We start from the raw sequence: 21,495 nt of genomic DNA, 5'->3' as shown, positions 1-21,495 counted from the left end.
GAATTAAAGGGTTTTTATTGAACATCAACATATTTTGGAATCCTAACCTCTTTTTCAGGTAGATCGGAAAAGAAGGAGAGAGAACTATGAAAAAGAACAAAGTGAAAAAAATGGTCTCACTTGCCATGATGGGAAGCATTTCGTATTTATTGATGCTTTTAAATTTCCCGTTTCCAGGATTCCCGCCTTTTCTCAATGTTGATTTTAGCGACATACCAGCACTGATGGCGGCATTGATTTTCGGTCCGATGGCTGGAATTCTAGTCGAGTTCATTAAAAACCTATTGGATTTAGTCATGACAGGGACCTTGACTGCTGTGCCTGTGGGGCATATCGCTAACTTTATAGCCGGAATACTGTTTGTCTTGCCGACTTATTATGTATTTCAGAAAATCAATTCAAAAAAAGGAATGACGTTCGCCTTACTTGCGGGAACAGTTTCCATGGCAGTATTCATGAGCGTATTAAACTATTTTGTCTTTTTACCGGCTTATACCTTCTTTATGGGATGGGATGCCATGTCGGCGCCCGAGTCAAGAAAGTTCGTTACGACGGCAATCTTGCCTTTCAACGTGATTAAAGGCGTGCTCATCACATCTGTATTCATGTTGCTGTTCATTAAATTACAGACATGGATCAATAAGCAAACATTATATAAAAATGCTTAATGGCATTGACGATAGATATGAAAAAACAACCGGATATCCATATCCGGTTGTTTTTTTTATGCCTGTTTTTTGGTATGTGCATTGGCCAAAAGAAAAAGCCATTCTCGATTGAAAATGGCTTGTACCTTTATTCGAATTTTAGTGCATCTCCGTCAAATGCCTCGTCAGCAACTTTGATGGAATCCGTTGGGCATCCTTCAAATGCATCCATCATGTCGTCTATAAGTACATCTGGAATTTCAACGATTCCCTCGTTATCGTCAAGGGTAACAAATGCAATCCCTTCGTCATCATAATCATATATATCTGGTGCAGCTGCTCCGCAAGCTCCACAAGCTATGCATGTTTCTTTATCCACAATAGTAAATTTAGCCATGAATATAACCCCTCCTAAGTTGATTAACAACTGATAATCTTGTATTTCAGATTATTATCTCTTTCTTATTGTAAGACCGAATGCCAAACTTTTCAATAGAAATTGTATTGATAATAACTATCATGTAGCTGAATGTCAACGAAAAACATCGGAAAAATTAACTTGGTCCTTTCCATGTTTCGTCATTTAGTCACATAATTTCCGTTGTATTCATCAATAATAACGGCGGTTTTTGCAGATTTTTGTTACAATGGGTTTATTGGTTAAATGAAACAAGGATGTGAGTCCCATGAATAATTATCTACAGGCCATCATTCTATATGCGATAAAAAAATTTCAAGGTGAGCGCTCCATTTATGCTATATACCATATGCTGCAGGGTAAGAAATCGTCACAAACCATCCAAGATGCCCATTTATTCGGGTTAACGGATATTTTTGGGACAATACCTCGATTTACCCGTCAGCAATTAAATCAAAACATTGAACATTCACTTAAGCATGACTTAATTAATTTAACGGATAAACAGGATGCATATGAAATTAGTTTGCAAGGTGAACGAATGTTGGACGATTACTTTAAAAATAATCCTTTTCCGGAGTATTTAAATGGTTGGAAGTATCACAATATCACCCCTGTTTTCTGGGGAAGGTTAAATTTACTCATTCAAACCATATCCCATATTGTCCACAATGAAAGACGTTTTTATCCGATACAACGAAATCCCAAAATTCAATTCTTCGTAAAGGAATTTTTACATGCCAATCGTCAGGATCGAGCGTTGATTGCCCAACATTTATATGATGAACTGGTATCCCTTTTAGAAAATCAAAGTGATATGAAACGAGACATTTTCATTTTGAAATTGACCGGGATAAACAGGATTGGTCTAACGTTTGAACAGATTGCCAAAAGGAAAAATACGGAAGAAGAGTATGTTCGCTATACATTCCTTGACTCATTGCATCAAATGCTTGCAGATATGGAAACGGGTGGTGATTACCCTCTCTTATCCTCATTAACCAATGATTGGAAAAGAAGTGGTAATCCTCATTTGACACAATCTACAAAGACTACTTTACGATACATCCAGGAAGGGAAAAACCTCGGTGAAATAGCTGAAATCCGCAGATTGAAAGTCAACACCATCGAAGATCACCTCGTAGAAATTGTTTTATCGGAAAAGGATTTTCCGATTTCCGATTATGTGACAATCGAGGATGAGAAGGAAATCGCTGAAGCGATTAAGGAACTTGGTACAAAAAAGCTTAAAGCTATCAAGCAGATGGTCGATAATAAACAAATAAGCTTTTTCCAAATAAGACTTGTACTTGCGAAAATAGGTGAGAGATGATGAACATAGAACGAGTCCTCAAAGAAAAATTCGGTTTTGATGAATTCCGTCCTGGACAGAAGGAAGTGGTTGAATCATTGATGTCCGGCCGTCATACATTAGCGATGCTCCCAACCGGGTCAGGTAAATCATTATGTTATCAGCTGCCTGCTTATCTGGTGAATAAGACTGTCATAATTGTCTCCCCGTTATTATCTTTAATGCAGGATCAAGCGGATCAGCTGAAGATGAGCGGCGAAAAAAGTGTATTGACCCTCAACTCTTTTTTGACGCTTAATCAAAAAAGGAAAGCTTTCGATCGGTTACATAGTTATCGATTTATCTTTTTATCTCCTGAAATGCTGAGCATCGATGGTGTGATAAAATCCTTGAAATCCATAGAAATAGGTTTGTTCGTCATAGACGAAGCACACTGCATTTCACAATGGGGGTACGATTTCCGTCCGGATTATTTGAATTTAGGAGAAGTGAGGCGTGAGCTGAATAATCCGTTGACGCTTGCCCTGACGGCAACTGCAACCGATGAGGTCCGGAGGGACATCGTTGTTAAACTTAACATTGGGCAGGCCGAGGAAATGGTTTCATCGGTTGATCGTGAAAATATTGCCATTATTATCGAGCGAATGTTCAGCTACGATGAGAAGCTAGCCCGTGTGCTGGAGCTTGTCAGGAAATTTACCGGAAGCGGAATTATTTATTTTTCCTCTAAAAAAGTGGCGGAATCAGTCGCTGGTTTTTTACAGGATAACGGGATCGATAGTGTCAATTATTATCACGGTGGAATGGAGCAGGAACAAAGGATGCTCATTCAGCAGCAATTCATTTCCGGCCAGCTGAAAATCATATGCGCAACAAGTGCTTTTGGAATGGGTGTGAATAAATCGGATGTCAGATATGTTATCCATTATCATATCCCGTCCACGATGGAAGCATATCTTCAGGAGATTGGCAGGGCGGGGCGAGACCGGAAACAAAGTGTGGCTGTCTTATTATATAGCGAAGGGGATGAAGGGCTTCCCCTTCATTTGATGGAGCAACAGTTGCCTACGGATTCGCAAATCGATGGTGTATGTTCTTTCCTTAATGAATCACAAAAGAATTTGGCGAATTTGACCCCCTCAGAAAAAGAGCAGCTGTCGCAATCCTTTTCGTTAAACGAAATCCAGCTCCGTTTTTTTACCCAGTTTATTATGGGCAATAACCAGGATCAAGTGGCAGAGATGAAAGAGTATTGTAAGAAGAGGAAAATCAGGAATCAAGAAAAGCTGCATAAATTCCTTCACTGGATATATGCACAGGAATGTCGCCGTTCAGGGATACTGGACTATTTTGGAGAAAAGCATCGGGAAGCGAACCCCATCTGCTGTGATATCTGTGGGATGGATTCCGAAAAAATGGCTGATGTTTGGCCGGAAGTAAAGGTGGATCCGGCCAATTCCTTTTCCACTTGGAAAAAGGAATTGGCTTATATCTTACTAAAGAAGGAAAATGGCAATGAAAAATAAGCAAGCTGAATTAATTAAACAACTTACAGATAAACAGTTGCTATATAATTTGTTTCTTACACAAATTATTCTCTTAACGTTAGCCACTTTTTTAGGTATTATTTTATTTAAAGACCGTTCTGCTTTTTTCGACTTATTTATCTTTGATGACCTGAACATTTTGCTGATTGGTGTTCCTGCGGGAGTCATTGTCGTGTTAATTGACATATTGCTTATGAAAGTGACACCATCTTCCTATCAGGATGATGGCGGCATTAATGAACGCATTTTCAGTAATTTGTCATACCCGATGATATTTGTCGTAGCTTTGGTTGTAGCGGTAAGTGAAGAAGTATTATTCCGAGGAGTGTTGCAAACACATTTTGGGTTGCTGCTTACGAGCCTCATTTTTGCAGCTGTTCATTATCGTTACCTTTTTAATTGGTTTTTATTTTTAAATGTATTGGTTTTGAGCTTCTTTATCGGGTTTCTATTTGAAATGACTAATAATATCATCGTGACGATAACGGCCCACTTTTTGATTGACTTTATCCTTGGTATTTTAATCAGGAACAAAAAGCAAAGAGGGTTTAGCAAGAAAGGGGGTGACTTGAATGAGCCGGGTGCAAAAGAATGAAAAAGAAAATGATCAGGCTGTTGAACTTCGTTCGCGAATTGAACGCCAGAAGGCTAAGTCATCATTGCCCAAACGGAGCAAAGTCCACCAGAATAAAAAGAAAAAAAGTAAAGTGAAGATTAAACTTCCAATGATACAATTATTAGCGTTATTTTTCATTTTGCTTCCAATTGGATTTTACAGCCTTTATACATATTTTCAGGATAGGCCTTTACCTGTTACTAAAAGTGACCAAGTCGTCTTAAAAGAGGAAGATAAAGAATCGATTCCAACTACAGCAACGGCAGAGGACTTAAAGGAAAAAGAGTCGGCAAAGGCTGAAGCGGAGAAAGAAAAAGAAGAAGCTGAGGCTAAGGCTAAAGCTAAAGCCAAAGCGCAGCAGGAAGCTAAGGAAAAAGCCAAGGCACAGGAAGAAGCTGAAGAAAAGGCTAAAGTGCAGCGGGAAGCTGAGGCTAAAGCCAAAGCGCAGCAAGAAGCAGAGGAAAAGGCCAAGGTGCAGCAAGAAGCTGAGGAAAGGGCAAAGAAAGCAGCAGCAGAAAAGAAAAATGTACAAGCCGCTAAATCGGATAAAGAGGAATACAAAGTTGTTTTACATACTGTTCAAGGTGAAGAAACATTATTTCGCATTTCAATGAATTACTACAAATCACAGGAAGGAATTGCTCTGATCAGGGAGTGGAATGGGCTGAATGGCAATGAAATTTCCAGGGGTCAGGTTTTGAAAATTCCGATCAAGAAATAATGATGGCACCTTAAGAAAAAATTAAGTTTTTAAATCCTTCTATTTCAAAACAAAAAAGACTTTAGGCAAAAGGAGTTCTACCTTAATGTTAAAACAAAATTGATTGGAGCGGGTGTTCGAGACTCCTGCGGGGAAAGCGTGTCCAAGGGAGAACCTCGCAGGCGCAATGGCGCCGAGGGCGGGCCGCCTCGGAAAGCGAGTGCCTGAAGTGAAAATCAACATTCAAATTTTAAAAACCTAAAACGAGTTTGTCTCCAGTCTGACCCTGTCTTTATAGGCAGGGTATTTTTAATATTGTTCAACTTGGTTAAGTATGAAGGGCATCGTGACAGGTACATTATCATTTTTTCCTCTACTCTTTCATATCATGATTTGAAAGAGCAGAGGAGGAAATGCGATGGAATCGACAATCATTTTACTGGATGAGAAAACGGATCAAGCAACAAAACAAATGCTGCAAAATGTCGTGGATCGGAAGAAAAAATTCGAGGCACTTAAAAAGAAGCACCTTCAAAGCTTATGGGCAACCATGATTGTTGCTGTCCTTTTTATGATTTATCTTTATTTTTATATCGTTGTACCTTATTCTTATTCCTTTTTCAGTATGTTTAGTGTTTTCGTCGACCATTTTAGCCATTTCCTTTTTTTGGCGGCAGCGATTGGTCTATATGGATATATGGTTTTAATTAAAAAAAAGCTAGATAAAGCTGAAAAGGAGTTTCAACTGCTACGCTGTGAAATCATTAATAAAAGTAAGCAATTGTGGGAAAAAGAGGAAGAATGGAAAAATCGCCATAAGGTTTTTGAAATGATGAAGAAGAATTATGATATTAACCTATATCATGAAAATAAATGATGATCGCGTTAAATCATATTTAATTGCGGGTAATACCGTTTTATGGTTATATGAAAGTACGTTTGGATAAGGATGGAAAGAAGGTTTAACGATGATGTTATGGTTATCTGGCTTATTTTTAATCATCATCCTGCTGTCATTTGCCATGATCTTTTACATGTGGCGTACGGCTATGCAAGATAGGGTGATTTCTCAAGACCTATATTTCAAAGACTTTCCTGAAGGCTTTGGCGATGTGCGGATTTTTTTTATATCCGATCTTCATCGGCGTATCGTTGCGGATAAATTGATTGAGGAAACACGTGACAAGGCAGATTTGGTGATAATCGGCGGTGACATTAGGGAAAGCGGGGTTCCCTTAGAACGTGTGGAAAAAAATATATTGAAGTTAAAAGAACTTGGTCCCCTTTATTTTGTTTGGGGTAATAATGATTATGAAGGAGACTTCCATGAATTGGATGCGACGCTTTTGAAACATGGGGTGAAGATCCTTGATAATACAGCTGTTTCTTTTGAGTCTCAGAATGGAAGCAAAATCGCTCTTCTGGGCATTGATGATATATCGGAAGAACGTGATAGGCTTGACCTTGCCCTGTCGGATTGCGGGAATGAAGATTTCCGGATTTTGGTGAGCCATAATCCATTGGTCAAGAAACAGTTGAATCCGGAACACCATATTAGTCTTGTCCTGTCAGGTCACACCCATGGCGGTCAGATTCGCATATTCGGATTCGGGCCCTATCAGATCGGAAGCGTTAAAAAAGAGGGGGACTGTATATATATGACGAGTAATGGCTATGGGACAAGCGCAGTGCCTTTAAGGCTTGAAGCTAAGCCTGAAACGCACCTCTTCACCCTGAAAAGGGGGACAGACACCGAAATAGGCGAAGCGGTGGAAAAAACCTATTAGGATGCTTTTAAGCGAGTATACCGGGATTTTACAGACCTTGAAAAATCCACTATAATTTCATCAAATGATCGTACAGTTATTGGAGGCCTTGTAAAACCATGCAAGAAGGTAAATATAATATAAAGGCAGTTTCAAAGCTGCTGGACATTCAGTCGGGAACCCTTAGGGCTTGGGAAAGGCGCTATAAATTTATCGAACCTGTAAGGAATGAATCGGGGCACCGGCTGTATACTGAAAAACATCTGCAAATCCTTAAGTGGCTCATTACTAAAACAAAGCAAGGTTTTACAATAAGCCAAGCCGTTTCACTTCTCGAAAGTACAGGCACCCTGGCGCCTGGAGTTCCTGAAACGAACCGTAAGGATGAACAAGCGATTAAGTTATCGGATGAATTAATCGAAGCTCTATTGAATTTCAATGAAAATAAAGCCCATATGCTGATAAGCCGGGCATTCAGTATGTATACAATCGAACAAACCATAGTGGATGTACTCGGTTCAATAATGGTTCAGATTGGGGATAAGTGGGAAAGGGGAGAAATTACTTCCGCTCATGAACACTTTGCGTCGAACATAATAAAATCCAGGATCAGTTCGGTTATGCATACAATTCCGACTAATGGTTTTCTTCCGAAAGCCCTTACCGTCTGCGCTCCCGGTGAAAAACATGAATTTGGACTATTAATCTTCACCATTTTTTTGAAGCGGAAAGGGTTTGAAACCATTTATTTAGGGGAATCCATTGCTGATAAGGACCTTTTCACCGTTCTAAATATCATTAAGCCCTCTTACCTATTCATGTCATGTTCACTGAAAGAGAATCTTGATGGAACATTTAAGCTGGTTGAAGCGTTAATAAAGGATTTTCCGGATTTGAAGGTGGGTCTTGGCGGTGCGGCTTTGAGCCTTATTTCTGAAGAAGACCGAACTGCCTTCAGCGGAGTCTTAATGGGGGACACGCAATCGAAATGGGAGGAGTGGCTGAAAGGTTAGCGACGGCCGTATTAGGAGAAATAATGGATATGCACTCTAAGACCAAGGCTTCATATGATGTATGAAGATGGTAACCAGGGGGCATTTTTTTATGAAGCTGGAGCGATTAACTAATAATAAAATCAAGATTTTTTTGACCCTTGATGATTTAATTGATAGAGGCATAACGAAAGAAGATATTTTAGGGAATTCCTTAAAGGTCCACAAGCTATTTCAGGATATGGTCGAAGAAGCGTGCGAAGAACTCAGCTTTAAAATGAGTGGCTCCATTGCAATCGAAATTTTCTCCTTGCCTGCACAAGGGTTGATAATCATTGTGACAAAGGAAGAAGAGGAACTATTGGCAGACGAAGAGGAATTTTTGGATTTACAGGTGAAAATTGATGATTTCCCCCATATTCTTTATGTTTTCGATGACTTTGAAGATATCGTCCAATTATCTCATAGATTATCTTTTCAAGGTTTGCTTAAAAGTACCCTTTATCATTTTGAGGGTAGATACTATTTACTTATCGAAAATGTTAAAGACACGACATATGACACGGTCATATCTCTAGCGGCTGAGTATGGCCATGCATCTACATTGACACTCAGCCGCATCAATGAATATGGAACATGTATCATCGAAAATGAAGCGATACATGTTTTGCTCAAACATTTTAGCTGATGTAAAACAAAGAAGACAAGGCAGCCGCATTACGGTAAAAAATGTGGTTTGCCTTTTTTTATGTCAACTTTCGGCCGAACAAGATATACGGTAAAAGAGTAAGAAAGCAGTTGATATGATAACGTTTTCATTTTTAGAATATTTCCAACTTTTAATTTCCCGTTTTTACTCTTGCATAAATGTAACGAAGGTGTATACTAGCACATGAAGAGGACTATTTGTACATTATAATATTATATATGGATGAGATATTCTAGGAGGTACTTTTAATGGAATCGGCAAAAGGCAATAGCCATGTAAATGAAGAAGAAAAAAACGACGTACTGAGGTCAACCCAAACTGTAATACATAAAGCTTTGGATAAGCTGGGTTACCCGGAAGAAGTTTTTGAGCTGTTGAAGGAACCTTTGCGTTTATTGACGGTGAAGATACCGGTACGCATGGATGATGGATCGGTTAAAATTTTCACGGGTTACCGTGCGCAGCATAACGATGCTGTTGGGCCTACAAAAGGCGGTATCCGTTTTCACCCTAATGTAACGGAACGTGAAGTGAAGGCATTATCCATTTGGATGAGTTTGAAATGCGGTATCGTAGATTTGCCATACGGCGGGGGTAAAGGCGGTATCGTTTGTGATCCTCGTAATATGTCATTCCGTGAGCTTGAAAGACTGAGCCGGGGCTACGTTCGTGCAATTAGCCAAATCGTGGGGCCGACTAAGGATATCCCGGCACCTGATGTATTTACAAATTCCCAAATCATGGCTTGGATGATGGATGAATACAGCCGTATGGATGAATTCAACTCGCCAGGATTCATTACGGGTAAGCCGCTAGTGCTTGGTGGTTCTCATGGCCGTGAATCAGCCACTGCTAAAGGTGTAACGATCTGTATCAATGAAGCTGCCAAAAAACGCGGCATCGATATTAAAGGGGCACGGGTCGTCATTCAAGGTTTTGGTAACGCAGGTAGTTTCTTAGCTAAGTTCATGCATGACGCAGGTGCTAAAGTCATTGGTATTTCAGATGCATATGGTGCACTCCACGATCCGGAGGGATTGGATATCGATTATCTTCTCGATCGGAGAGATAGTTTCGGAACCGTAACGAAATTGTTTAAAAGCACAATTTCAAATAAAGAACTGCTTGAATTGGAATGTGATATTTTAGTTCCGGCTGCAATCGAAAACCAAATCACTGAAGAAAATGCTGCGGATATCAAAGCATCGATCGTTGTCGAGGCAGCTAACGGACCTACAACAATTGAAGCGACACAAATCCTGACGGATCGCGGAATCCTTCTTGTTCCTGATGTGCTTGCTTCTGCTGGCGGTGTAACGGTTTCTTACTTCGAATGGGTACAAAATAATCAAGGGTATTACTGGTCTGAAGAAGAAGTGGACGAAAAGCTGGAAAAAATCCTTATAAAATCTTTTAATAACATTTATGAACTTGCTCAATCAAGACGCGTTGATATGCGCCTAGCGGCTTATATGATCGGCGTAAGAAAAATGGCTGAAGCTTCTCGCTTCCGTGGTTGGATCTAAAAGGATTCAAATCGGTTTTAATATATAGTTAACATCATGTTCATTGCTTTATCATTGAAATGAATTGTAAAAACTCCTATCATGTATTGATAGGAGTTTTTATTTTTAGACGAACGTATCACATAGTGGATGGAAAGGCAGTGGAGAATAAAGATGAATGTTGAAGAAGTCATTATCATAGGTGGGGGCCCGTGTGGATTGGCTGCTGCGATCGCTCTTAAAGAAGTGGGAATACAGTCCCTGATCATTGAAAAAGGAAATGTGGTTGATTCCATTTACCGTTATCCGACACATCAAACATTTTTCAGTTCGAGTGAAAAACTGGAAATTGGTGATGTCGCTTTTATAATCGAAAACCGTAAACCGGTCCGCAATCAGGCGCTAGCCTATTATAGGGAGGTAGTCAAAAGGAAAGAATTGCGGGTCAATACATTCGAAAAAGTGGAAAAAGTGGAAAAAAGAGAAGATGGCAAGTTTTTAGTCAAGACATCGAAAGGGGACTATACAGCTCTGCATGTGATCATATCGACCGGATACTATGACCATCCTAACTATATGTGCATACCGGGCGAACAGCTCCCTAAAGTATTTCATTACTTCAAGGAGGGCCATCCCTACTTTAATTGTGATGTTGCAGTCATCGGTGGCAAAAACTCAAGTGTGGATGCAGCTTTGGAATTGGTCAAATCAGGAGCAAGGGTATCAGTCCTTTATAGAGGATCGGATTACTCTCCAAGTATCAAACCTTGGATTCTTCCGGAATTCGAATCATTAGTCCGCAATGGAACGATCAAGATGGAATTTAATGCGAATGTCGACAGGATAACGGAAGACAGCGTGATTTATCATGTAGGTGATGAGGAAAAAGTCATTAAAAATGATTTTGTATTTGCAATGACTGGTTACCATCCTGACCATTCCTTTTTAGCTGCAATGGGCATAACTATTGATAAGGAGACTGGAAGGCCTGCATATAACGAGGAAACGATGGAAACGAACGTTAAAGGTCTTTATATTGCAGGAGTTCTGGCAGCCGGAAATAATGCGAACGAAATCTTCATCGAGAACGGCAGGTTTCATGGTGGATTGATTGCCTATCATTTGGCCGTTAAAGAAAAGTGAATGATATAAATGAGGAGCAGTGACCGTATGGAAAAAATATCGCTAATAACGACTGGTGGGACTATTGCCAGTAAAGAAACCGTGAATGGTATGCTGGCCTCTGGTGCATTGACTGGCCATGAGTTGGCATCACTTTGCGAATTGCCCAACGATATCGAGGTTAAGGTGGTTAATCTTTTCCAGATTTCAAGCATGTCCATGTCCTTTGAGAAAATGCAACAGCTTAATTTAGCCATTCAAAAGGAATTGGAGGATCCCGAAGTTACGGGAATCGTCGTGACACACGGTACGGATACACTTGAAGAAACGGCATATTTCCTTGATGTCACGAGTAAGGACCAACGTCCAATCGTATTAACCGGCTCCCAACGTTCTCCTCAAGAAGTGGGCACCGATGTATATTCCAATCTAAGGAATTCGATATTATGCGCTGCAAGTGATCTTATTAGGGATGTTGGGGTAGTGGTCGTTTTTAATGAGCGGATCTATTCAGCAAAGTATGTCAAAAAAGTTCATGCTTCCAATTTACAGGGATTCGAATCTTTTGGCTATGGATATTTGGGGATAATTGATAATGATGTCGTGAGCATCTATCAAAAACCTTTACATAGGGAGTGTTTTGATATTCAGAATCTCATCCCAAGGGTCGATATCATCAAGTGCCATACAGGAGCTGATGGCCTCTTTATTGATGCTGCGGTTGCAAACGGTGCGAAAGGCATCGTGCTCGAGGGTGTAGGAAGGGGGCAAGTCACCCCTGTAATGGTAACCTCCATACAAGCTGCAATCGATAAAGGAATCACGATCATCATGACTACAAGTGCAGAAGAAGGAAAAGTGTACCCAGCTTATGATTATGAAGGCAGCGCATTTGATCTAAAACAACGCGGTGTGATTTTGGGCGCTGATTATGACAGCAAGAAGGCACGAATCAAGTTAGCTGTCATGCTGGCAAGCGAAAACCCTATAGATGAGACCTTCTTTAAGTACTGAAGGATTAAATAAAAAATGGAAGAGTTGATTCTTGGATTCAGTTTTTCTTCATTCCATGGTACGATTAAGGAAAAGAAGATGAAAAGAGGGTCAGCTAATGCTGGTCATGTTGTCAGCGGCTATTGCGCCAGGATTGGCGCTACTGAGCTATTTCTATTTGAAAGATCAATATGAGACCGAACCGATATCGGTTGTGGTCAAAACATTTATATTCGGTGTTTTTCTTGTATTGCCGATTATGTTCATACAGTATGTGCTCGAAACCGAACATATCTTGAATACGGATTTAGCAAATGCTTTTTTATGGGCTGCACTGCTTGAGGAATTCTTCAAGTGGTTCATACTCATTTACGTTATTTATCAGCATGTGGCATTCGATGAGCCATATGATGGGATTGTTTACGGAGCTGCAGTCTCCCTTGGATTCGCCACAATGGAGAATATTTTATACCTGCTGGCCAACGGGGTGGAACACGCTTTTCTCAGGGCCGTTCTCCCTGTATCCAGTCACGCTTTGTTCGGTGTGATCATGGGATATTATTTGGGCAAGGCGAAATTTTCGGCTTCGAATAATAGGGTCTATTTATTATTGGCATTGATCATACCAATTTCGTTACATGGGGTTTACGATTATATTTTGGTTTCCCAAAAATTTTGGGTGTACTTTATTATGCCATTCATGATTTATCTATGGTGGTTAGGCATGAAAAAAGTAAAGAAAGCACGTTTGTTGTCCGACTTTCACGCAGAAAAACTTTCACAGAATCACTACCTTAGCAAATGACGAATACTATCAAAAAACGGAGTGCTGGCATATTTTGCCCGCTCCGTTTTTTTTATGTTTGGAATAAAAAAGCCAGTAAAGAAGAAAATAGAATTACATTAATTCAAGAAAAAGAGGAGTGTTTTTGATGAAAGGAATTTCGTCAAAATGGAAATGGCTTTTGCTGTTTTCGTGTATAACTATATGTTTCGGAATTTACCCGGAAACAAGAACAAATGCCTTTTCGAGCCAAGTCATTCAAAAAGGTGCGGTTGGAGATGATGTAATTGAACTGCAGGCACGCCTGCAAAACATCGGTTACTATAACGGAAAGATTGATGGAGCCTATGGATGGGGCACTTATTGGGCACTTCGAAACTTTCAACAAGATTTCGGGCTGCCAATCGATGGTTTAGCAGGGACTACAACAAAACAGAAGTTAGCGAATGCGTCTAATTTCAATAAAGCATGGGTTCATGAGCAAATCAATAAAGGAAACGAGTTCACCTATTTTGGGGGGGTCCCCATTGAAAAACAGGTAAAAGCGAAAGGAAATGGAACTGGAGGGACGGCTACCGGAAAGGCCCCTTCCAAACCAACGACATCTGCCAATCTTCCAGGGGGTTATTCTCAAAACGATATACAGCTGATGGCCAATGCCGTTTATGGAGAGGCGCGAGGGGAGCCATATACAGGTCAGGTTGCCGTTGCAGCTGTAATCCTGAATAGGGTGGAAAGTGCCGCATTTCCTAATACCATTTCGGGAGTGATTTTTGAACCTGGGGCGTTTACGGCTGTTGCGGATGGACAGATTTGGCTTACACCGAACGAAAGGGCGAAAGAAGCCGTGGTGGATGCTATCAATGGGTGGGATCCAAGCGGTAATGCAGAATATTACTTTAATCCCGATACGGCAACAAGTAAATGGATCTGGTCAAGGGAACAAATTAAAAGAATCGGAAAACATATCTTTTGTAAGTAAAGAGGTGAAGGAAAATGATCAGGAATATAGTGATTGCCCTGCTTGTTGTAGTTGTTGCGGGAACTGCATTCTGGGGTTATCAAGAACATAAGGAAAAAAATGCTGTATTAATCAACGCGGAAAATACGTATCAGCGTGCCTTTCATGATTTAAGCTATCAAGTGGATTTATTGCACGATAAGGTCGGCAGTACTTTGGCCATGAATTCACGTTATTCATTAAGTCCGGCGTTAACAGATGTTTGGCGTATAACTTCCGAAGCCCAGAGTGATGTCGGGCAGTTGCCATTGACCTTGCTTCCTTTTAACAAGACAGAGGAATTTTTATCGAAAATTGCGGACTTCAGTTATAAAACAGCGGTACGGGACCTTGAAAAAGAACCATTGGATGATAAGGAATATGCGACACTGCAATCCTTGTACACACAGGCAGGAGACATCCAGGGCGAGTTAAGGAAAGTGCAGTATCTAGTCCTTAAAAACAATTTAAGATGGATGGATGTCGAGATGGCTCTTGCATCAGGAAAAGAAAATTCGGATAACACGATCATTGACGGATTAAAGACGGTAGAGAAAAAAGTATCTGGGTACGGGGAAACAAATGAGATGAACCCGACTTTTACTTCTGCACAACAGAGGGATGAAAACTTCAAAAATTTGCAAGGTGAAACCATTACGAAAGAAGAAGCAATCGCGACAGCAAAAAACTATGCACACTCAAAAAGCAAAAATCTGAAGGTTAATGTGGAGGAAAATGGAAAAGGTTCCGATTATGGATTTTATAGTGTGAGCATCCTCGATAAAGATTCAGATACTGAATTGAATATGGATTTGACAAAAAAAGGCGGTTACCCTATTTGGTATATCAATAATAGAGACGTGAACAAAACAAATATTGATTTGAATCAAGCCTATACAAAAGCCGAAGCTTTTTTAAAGGAACATGATTTCAGTTCACTTGAATTATTTGAAAGTGCTCAATACGATAATATCGCATTATTGAATTTCGTAACATCGGAAAATGGAGTCAAGATTTACCCGGATTCAGTCAAGGTCAAAATCGCATTGGATGATGGATCCGTTATAGGTTTTTCAGCTGATGAGTATTTAAAATCACATAAAACCAGGGAAGTAGGGAATCCGAACATATCCGAGAAAGAAGCAAAGGACAAAATCAACAGCAACGTAAAAATAATGGAAGAAGGAAAGGCGTTAATCACCAATGATATTGGTGAAGAAGTTCTTTGTTATGAATTTCTCGGTACGATTAAAGACGATACCTACCGTATTTTCATTAATGCAGATACCGGTCAAGAAGAAAAGGTGGAAAAATTAAAGAATTCCGAACCGGTATATGAGAATTTAATTTAAAACAATCGCCAATCATAAGTTGTAGGGAAATGTGCTTAGTCACTTTCCCTTTTTCTTATGACATAAAAACTTCATGATTATTGGATTATATGGGGAATTATACCACAGAAGGAAAAGTTCAAATGAATGGTTGTAGAAATGGGAACGGGTTGTTTCTATACGGACTTTCCCATCGATGTAGAGACTGGAAAAATTGCATTCCTTATGAATGGGACACAATTCAATGTCACATTTTCCAATGAAGAGCAGGCTGTTTATGTATTCGAGTCTGAAGTGCCTGGAAAAGTGAAAGGTAGAATACCCATGATGCAACTATTGCTGCCCGAAGCAGAAACGTTTGTTAAAATCCAGTGGAGGCAAATTCGTACTCCTGGATGTAACCTTGGATACGGCCATTCATCCAGAACATTCCGAGTCTACCCCTTTTCGCACATTAACGGAGGATATCAGCGCTGGCGGAGCTTCCATAAGGCTTTTAAGAGGCACTGCAATTCAATCGGTTTCGCAATTATACCTGTGGATGCCGCTTACGTTGAAATCAGGTGAGTTTCATTATTTAAGGTTAAAAGCAAAGTCATTCGCGTAACGGAAAAGAGCATGGAAATATGCTGCTGCACGTCCAATTTCGTGAACCTTCAAAAAATGATGTACAGACATTAATGAGGTTTATATTTGAAAAGCAGGTGGATTTAAAGAAAAAAGGTTTGCATGTTTAACTTGATTGAATGAAAAACAGCGATTCCATCCATACTGCTAATATAAACGGATGGAGGGTGCGGCGGCTTATATGAAAACATTTGAAAGACTATTAATTAAAGTGATCATCATCCAATTGGCCTGCTTATTTTTTTTCCAATTCCTTTTGAGCAGGGAGGATCAAATCTTTGATTTGACCAAGCTCTCGAGGTATGAAGGTGTCACCAGCAATAATTATACGAAAATCATTGAAACATTCAATGGGCCCCATAAGTAAAAGCGGTGATACCCGCTTTTTTTTGTAAGAAGATTTTCAGTAAAACGATAACGTTTGATGGCTGTTGGGATCAAAAAAAGAACAAAGGTGATTTTGATCGTACACATCCCTTTTATTAATGATTTTCCCGCTAGTTGTGATAAAATGAAAAGGTACTAAATAATCAGCATGATTGTAGGATTCTTGGGAGGATTTATGAAAAAAAAATTATCAGTCGCAATCGATGGACCAGCTGCTGCTGGAAAAAGCACGGTTGCTAAAATTGTTGCAGAAAAGTTCAATTACATATATGTGGATACAGGGGCAATGTATAGGGCCATTACCTATAAGGCCCTTAATCAAAAGATTCTTCTTAATGATGAACAAGCATTATCAGAAGTTCTCATCAATACGGAAATCGAATTAAGACCAAGTGAAAATGGGCAGTTGGTTTTCTTGGATAACGAGGACGTGACAGCCCAAATCAGGAACAATGAAGTGACTGGTTCCGTTTCGGAAGTGGCCAAGCACCGGAGCATCCGGGAGGAATTGGTTCGCAGGCAGCAAATCTTAGGTGAAAATGGCGGTGTCGTCATGGATGGCAGGGACATCGGTACGCATGTGTTACCAAACGCCGAAGTAAAGGTATTTCTAATCGCTTCTGTGGATGAAAGGGCACAGCGGAGGCATCAGGAAAATATATTGAAAGGTTTTCCTTCAGATATCGAAAAATTAAGGGAAGAAATCGCAACAAGGGACAAGCTGGACTCCGAACGCGAGGTATCGCCTTTGAAAAAGGCAGCGGATGCTATCGAAATCGATACGACCTCATTATCGATTCAGGAAGTTGCAGAAAGTATCATGTCTTTAATAGAAGAGAGGAAAAGATGACATTGGATTTTTACACATTTGCCAAGAACATCGTAAAAGGCGTTTTAACGCCTTCGTTTAGGGTTAAAACACTCGGAAAGGAATATATCCCTAAAGAGGGCGGGGTATTGATCTGTGCCAATCACATTGATAATTTGGATCCGCCCGTAGTTGGCATGACGTCTCCAAGAGATATTCATTTCATGGCGAAAGAAGAGTTGTTTCATGCACCTGTTTTAAAGGGTATATTACCGAGAGTAAATGCATTTCCCGTGAAACGTGGCAATAGCGATCGGGAATCCCTTAGGAAAGGCTTAAAGCTTTTGAAGGAGGGCAAGGCGATTGGTCTGTTTCCCGAGGGAACCAGAAGCAAGACTGGTCAATTGGGAGAAGGTTTGGCGGGGGCAGGATTTTTTGCGTTGCGGTCTGATGCCATTATCATACCGTGTGCAATCATCGGCCCATATAAATTTTTACGTCCATTGAAGGTCGTTTACGGTCCTCCAATAAATTTTACCGAATATCGTGAACAGAAAATATCAGCCGATGAAGCCACCAAGATCATCATGGAGCATATTGGGAAATTGATTTCCGAGCATAAATAGTCCTTCATACTTGACAATTTTCTGATTTTGTTAGAATTTATAAAATAAGGGTATTGTTCCTTATTGCCGATGAAAAGGAATATAACTTTATTACTCTAAAAAAAAACTGTTTTTATCTTTATTAGGAAAGTGTTTTTATTGAACCACTTTAAATAAAATATGTGGCCGATGAAGAGGAAATTTGCTGATCAGTCATGGGTTAAGGAGGAGTTAGTAATGACAGAAGATATGAACCAAGTAGAAGTGAACGATTACAAAGTTGGGGATCAAGTTAAAGCAACCGTTTCAAAGGTAGAAGAAAAACAGGTCATTGTCGATGTGGAAAACAGCAAGACTGATGGAATCATACCTATCAGTGAGCTTTCAAGCCTGCATGTCGAAAAGGCGTCAGATGCCGTTTCGGAAGGTGATGCATTGGAGCTGGAAGTCATTAAAGTCGAAGAAGAAGCTCTCATTCTATCAAAACGTAAAATTGACGCTCTTAAGGCATGGGATGACCTGGAATTGAAATTTGAAAATGGAGACGTATTTGAGGCTGAAGTTAAAGATGTCGTCAAAGGCGGGCTTGTCGTAGATCTAGGCGTACGTGGTTTTGTTCCAGCTTCTCTAGTAGAAGACTATTTCGTTGAAGACTTTTCTGATTACAAAAACAAAACTTTAACATTCAAGATCGTTGAACTTGAGAAAGACAAAAATCGCTTAATCCTCTCACATCGGGCAGTGGTCCAGGACCAAAAGGAAAAGCAAAAAGCAAACGTCTTGGATAAGATTGAAAGCGGGCAAGTGCTTGAGGGTGTGGTCCAAAGGATTACCGATTTTGGTGCGTTCGTGGATATTGGTGGCGTAGACGGCCTTGTCCACATTTCCCAGCTTTCCCATCAGCATGTCGACAAGGCATCCGATGTCGTGTCCGAAGGGGATAAGGTGCAGGTGAAAGTGCTATCCATCGATCGTGATAATGAAAGGATTTCACTTTCCATCAAGGATACCCTGCCTGGACCTTGGGCAGGAATTGCAGAAAAAGCTGCCAAAGGCTCTAAACTGGAAGGTATCGTCAAACGCCTTGTTTCTTTTGGTGCATTCGTGGAAATTTTTCCAGGCGTAGAAGGGCTTGTCCATATATCACAAATTTCACACAAGCATATTGCCACACCGCAAGAAGTACTTAAAGAAGGCCAGTCTGTCGAAGTGAAAGTGCTGGAAGTCAATGAAACGGATCAGCGTTTATCATTGAGCATCAAGGAACTTGAAGAACCTCAATCCAATTACAACACATCAGATTATGAGATGCCTGAAGAATCGAAGGGTTTTCAGTTAGGTGAAATGATCGGTGATCAATTGAAAAAACTAAAATAAGATAATAATGGTGATGGCCTTGGAGAGAAAACAACGAAAATTAGATCATATAGAATTTGCGCTTAAGACAGGACAGCAGCATCAAACCGGACTAGAAGATATTTCGTTTATTCACCAAAGCTTACCAGGTATTTCCTTGAATAATGTGAACCTCACAGCAGAAGTTGGCGAACTTGAATTAAGTTCGCCAATTTTTATAAATGCCATGACCGGAGGCGGAGGCCCTGAAACGGAAAAATTGAATGGTGACCTAGCCATTGCTGCAAGGGAAACGGGAATCGCCATGGCGGTAGGATCGCAAATGGCAGCCATCAAGGATCCTAGCCAGCAAGCTTCTTTCAAAGTTGTAAGGAAGGAAAATCCTGATGGTGTGTTGATTGGTAATCTCGGTGGTGAAGCAACAGTCGAACAGGCTAAGCGGGCAAGCGAAATGATCGGGGCCGATGCCCTTCAAATACATATTAACGTCATCCAAGAATTGACGATGCCTGAAGGGGACAGGGATTTTGCGGGTACCCTTTCGAGAATAGAAAAAATCAATGAAACGATCGGAATTCCTGTCATCGTAAAAGAAGTTGGATTTGGGATGAGTATGGAAACGGTACGGCAATTACATTCCGTAGGTGTTTCAATCATTGATGTAGGCGGGTTTGGCGGAACGAACTTTGCTAAAATCGAGAATGAAAGACGAGCAAAAATACTCGGATATTTTAATGAATGGGGCATACCGACAGCCGCTTCGATTGTCGAAGCAGTGAATGTTTCACCACAGCTTTCAGTCATTGGGTCGGGTGGCATTCAAAGCCCTTTGGAAATTACAAAAAGCCTGGCGCTAGGAGCGAAAGGTGTCGGATTGGCTGGACATTTCCTCAAGCTCTATAAAGAGTTGGGCTTGGAGCATTTGATTAAAGAAATACATTACATACATGAAGATTTAAAGGTCATCATGACTGCACTCGGATGCGGTAATATCTCAGAGTTAAGAAAATCGAAATTAGTCATCAAAGGAAATACCTATCATTGGTTATCTCAAAGAGGCATTGATTGTTCCGCGTATGCTAAATGAATGACCACAAAAAGGAAGCATCTCATTGGATCGAATGGAGATGCTTCCTTTTTGTTCATGGATAGACTTAACTATTCCTTTTTCGTGCCTCTTCAGGGCTTTCCATTCTTGTTGCCCCTTTATGACCCAGTGATTGGTCCCTGTCGGACTCCACCCGTTTACTTTCTCTTAACTTCTTCTCTTGTCGATCTTTTCCCATGTTCACACCTCCTTTTTAAATGAATGGGGTAAGGTTTCCTCATTAAATGCCGTGCTTAACGTTTATACTTTGAATAAACAACCCATAATGTTCCTAAAAGGGGGGACGCTGCATGGATGGAATTATATTTTATTGGATTTCATGGATAGTTTGGGTCATTGTCATGTATTTTATTCCGAAAACGGTTCCCTTTCGTTTTGATTTTCTTTTTCATCTATTGGCCGTAATGGTATTAGCGGGCTATAAACTGGAGTCTCCGTTGGTTTCCGTGCATTTGAGCGGACCGTATCTTTTCTTTATTCTGTGTGTATATATTAGGAAGAAATCCATCATCAAGATGATGGAACTGATCAGCGGAAGTCTTATTATCACTCTCGCCTATGCGAGTTTTCAACTTTTTTCTTTACTTGATCCGATATGGCTCATAATGAAACCTTCTTATCTATTGTGTATTTTCCTGAATTATCTTATATTATTACTTTTTAAAAATTGGAAACATCGATTGTTCGTCCTTTTAATTGGGATGCTGCTGGGAGATATCATATATTCCGGATTACTTGCTTACCACTCTTTACCTTATGTGGCCCTTGCTTACGCATGGCATGATAATGCCGTAAAGGTATTGGGAGCAAACATACTGTGGAGAATGTTGGAACTGGTTGGCCAATACATTTATACAATTTCCCATTCGAGATTTTTATCAAAACAAGGAAAAGAGAATTTTAATCAATGAGTATGGAGAAAATTAGTATGGGGTATTAGCTGTTTTATCAAAAGGCAGAAATATAAATGGAACCAATTGGAATTGGAAGGCTTTTATTCATACAATCATTGTTGATTGGCGAGAAATTTGTTACTATAGGATAGTTAGAGGTCTGTAGATAAATCGTAAAATGCTCAAAACAATTAAAAAGGAAGCCGTATGCCGAAGCTTTCTTCATTTTATTGGGCTGTTTAGAATCAAGTTTTAGCATGCAGAGGGTT

Annotated in this window: 24 protein-coding genes; 22 read left to right on the top strand and 2 right to left on the bottom strand. The window is 40.1% G+C overall.

All coding sequences use genetic code 11. The annotated features are described in order from the left end of the window. Positions 1-86: 86 nt before the first annotated feature. On the top strand, positions 87-668 hold the full coding sequence (locus AC0VX1_RS16570) for an ECF transporter S component (protein ID WP_034308089.1): 582 nt from the start codon (positions 87-89) through the stop codon (positions 666-668). A gap of 127 nt (positions 669-795) precedes the next feature. Here AC0VX1_RS16570 and AC0VX1_RS16565 read toward each other — a convergent pair whose 3' ends face one another. Then, a complete protein-coding gene (locus AC0VX1_RS16565) occupies positions 796-1,044 on the bottom strand; it encodes a ferredoxin (RefSeq protein ID WP_034308087.1) in 249 nt (82 codons plus the stop codon). Between the two features lie 289 nt (positions 1,045-1,333). Here AC0VX1_RS16565 and AC0VX1_RS16560 point away from each other — a divergent pair, with 289 nt between their 5' ends. The 20 genes from AC0VX1_RS16560 (at position 1,334) to fni (ending at position 20,312) form a co-directional block, all read left to right on the top strand. Beyond that, positions 1,334-2,398: a YpbB family protein gene (locus AC0VX1_RS16560; protein ID WP_475467998.1), complete on the top strand. Its 1,065-nt coding sequence runs from the start codon at positions 1,334-1,336 to the stop codon at positions 2,396-2,398. Next, positions 2,398-3,903 carry a RecQ family ATP-dependent DNA helicase gene (locus tag AC0VX1_RS16555; RefSeq protein ID WP_413023399.1) on the top strand — a complete coding sequence of 502 codons (1,506 nt, stop codon included), beginning with the start codon at positions 2,398-2,400 and terminating at the stop codon, positions 3,901-3,903. The genes AC0VX1_RS16560 and AC0VX1_RS16555 overlap by 1 nt, the downstream gene beginning before the upstream one ends. Next, a complete protein-coding gene (locus tag AC0VX1_RS16550; protein ID WP_057276274.1) occupies positions 3,893-4,519 on the top strand; it encodes a CPBP family intramembrane glutamic endopeptidase in 627 nt (208 codons plus the stop codon). The genes AC0VX1_RS16555 and AC0VX1_RS16550 overlap by 11 nt, the downstream gene beginning before the upstream one ends. Next, a complete protein-coding gene (locus tag AC0VX1_RS16545; RefSeq protein WP_475467996.1) occupies positions 4,497-5,261 on the top strand; it encodes a LysM peptidoglycan-binding domain-containing protein in 765 nt (254 codons plus the stop codon). Before AC0VX1_RS16550 ends, AC0VX1_RS16545 begins: the two co-directional genes overlap by 23 nt. Before the next feature lie 397 nt (positions 5,262-5,658). Then, positions 5,659-6,117, top strand: coding sequence for a YpbF family protein (locus tag AC0VX1_RS16540; RefSeq protein ID WP_034308074.1), 459 nt, complete (start codon positions 5,659-5,661; stop codon positions 6,115-6,117). Positions 6,118-6,211: 94 nt separating this feature from the next. Then, positions 6,212-7,027 carry a metallophosphoesterase gene (locus tag AC0VX1_RS16535; protein WP_057276314.1) on the top strand — a complete coding sequence of 272 codons (816 nt, stop codon included), beginning with the start codon at positions 6,212-6,214 and terminating at the stop codon, positions 7,025-7,027. Between the two features lie 98 nt (positions 7,028-7,125). Further along, positions 7,126-8,019 carry a MerR family transcriptional regulator gene (locus AC0VX1_RS16530; RefSeq protein ID WP_098865324.1) on the top strand — a complete coding sequence of 298 codons (894 nt, stop codon included), beginning with the start codon at positions 7,126-7,128 and terminating at the stop codon, positions 8,017-8,019. A 91-nt stretch (positions 8,020-8,110) separates the two neighbouring features. Next, positions 8,111-8,686 (top strand): genetic competence negative regulator, encoded by a 576-nt coding sequence (locus AC0VX1_RS16525; RefSeq protein ID WP_034308068.1) that lies wholly within the window; start codon positions 8,111-8,113, stop codon positions 8,684-8,686. 269 nt (positions 8,687-8,955) lie between these two features. Further along, positions 8,956-10,233, top strand: a complete 1,278-nt coding sequence (locus tag AC0VX1_RS16520; RefSeq protein ID WP_413023403.1) for a Glu/Leu/Phe/Val family dehydrogenase — start codon at positions 8,956-8,958, stop codon at positions 10,231-10,233. A gap of 153 nt (positions 10,234-10,386) precedes the next feature. Further along, positions 10,387-11,355, top strand: a complete 969-nt coding sequence (locus AC0VX1_RS16515; protein WP_057276277.1) for a YpdA family putative bacillithiol disulfide reductase — start codon at positions 10,387-10,389, stop codon at positions 11,353-11,355. Positions 11,356-11,382: 27 nt separating this feature from the next. After that, positions 11,383-12,348: an asparaginase gene (locus AC0VX1_RS16510; RefSeq protein WP_098186626.1), complete on the top strand. Its 966-nt coding sequence runs from the start codon at positions 11,383-11,385 to the stop codon at positions 12,346-12,348. Between the two features lie 97 nt (positions 12,349-12,445). Further along, entirely contained in the window at positions 12,446-13,132 is a 687-nt protein-coding gene (prsW, locus tag AC0VX1_RS16505; RefSeq protein WP_034308057.1) for a glutamic-type intramembrane protease PrsW, read from the top strand. Positions 13,133-13,268: 136 nt separating this feature from the next. After that, a complete protein-coding gene (gene sleB / locus AC0VX1_RS16500) occupies positions 13,269-14,093 on the top strand; it encodes a spore cortex-lytic enzyme (protein ID WP_371748539.1) in 825 nt (274 codons plus the stop codon). A gap of 14 nt (positions 14,094-14,107) precedes the next feature. Further along, a complete protein-coding gene (gene ypeB / locus AC0VX1_RS16495) occupies positions 14,108-15,463 on the top strand; it encodes a germination protein YpeB (RefSeq protein ID WP_328145008.1) in 1,356 nt (451 codons plus the stop codon). 126 nt (positions 15,464-15,589) lie between these two features. After that, entirely contained in the window at positions 15,590-16,009 is a 420-nt protein-coding gene (locus tag AC0VX1_RS16490) for a flagellar brake protein (RefSeq protein ID WP_475467993.1), read from the top strand. Between the two features lie 241 nt (positions 16,010-16,250). Then, positions 16,251-16,436 carry a YpfB family protein gene (locus AC0VX1_RS16485; RefSeq protein ID WP_034308049.1) on the top strand — a complete coding sequence of 62 codons (186 nt, stop codon included), beginning with the start codon at positions 16,251-16,253 and terminating at the stop codon, positions 16,434-16,436. Positions 16,437-16,631: 195 nt separating this feature from the next. Beyond that, entirely contained in the window at positions 16,632-17,306 is a 675-nt protein-coding gene (gene cmk, locus AC0VX1_RS16480) for a (d)CMP kinase (protein WP_057276282.1), read from the top strand. Continuing rightward, positions 17,303-17,890, top strand: a complete 588-nt coding sequence (locus tag AC0VX1_RS16475; protein WP_475467991.1) for a lysophospholipid acyltransferase family protein — start codon at positions 17,303-17,305, stop codon at positions 17,888-17,890. Before cmk ends, AC0VX1_RS16475 begins: the two co-directional genes overlap by 4 nt. A gap of 216 nt (positions 17,891-18,106) precedes the next feature. Next, positions 18,107-19,246: a 30S ribosomal protein S1 gene (gene rpsA / locus AC0VX1_RS16470; RefSeq protein ID WP_323597750.1), complete on the top strand. Its 1,140-nt coding sequence runs from the start codon at positions 18,107-18,109 to the stop codon at positions 19,244-19,246. A gap of 19 nt (positions 19,247-19,265) precedes the next feature. Beyond that, the gene (gene fni, locus AC0VX1_RS16465) at positions 19,266-20,312 is read left to right on the top strand and encodes a type 2 isopentenyl-diphosphate Delta-isomerase (protein WP_057276316.1); all 1,047 of its coding nucleotides are present in this window, start codon (positions 19,266-19,268) and stop codon (positions 20,310-20,312) included. Positions 20,313-20,379: 67 nt separating this feature from the next. Here the strand turns inward: fni and AC0VX1_RS16460 are convergent, their stop codons facing one another. After that, positions 20,380-20,511, bottom strand: coding sequence for a YpzI family protein (locus AC0VX1_RS16460; RefSeq protein ID WP_065311210.1), 132 nt, complete (start codon positions 20,509-20,511; stop codon positions 20,380-20,382). Positions 20,512-20,623: 112 nt separating this feature from the next. Here AC0VX1_RS16460 and AC0VX1_RS16455 point away from each other — a divergent pair, with 112 nt between their 5' ends. After that, positions 20,624-21,244 carry a YphA family membrane protein gene (locus AC0VX1_RS16455; RefSeq protein ID WP_475467988.1) on the top strand — a complete coding sequence of 207 codons (621 nt, stop codon included), beginning with the start codon at positions 20,624-20,626 and terminating at the stop codon, positions 21,242-21,244. The last annotated feature ends 251 nt before the right edge of the window (positions 21,245-21,495 follow it).

The sequence above is a fragment of the Peribacillus sp. QJM3NY_7 genome, assembly GCF_056173225.1.
The sequence above is the reverse complement of the archived record's forward strand: the minus strand, read 5'-3'. Positions and strand labels throughout refer to the sequence as shown.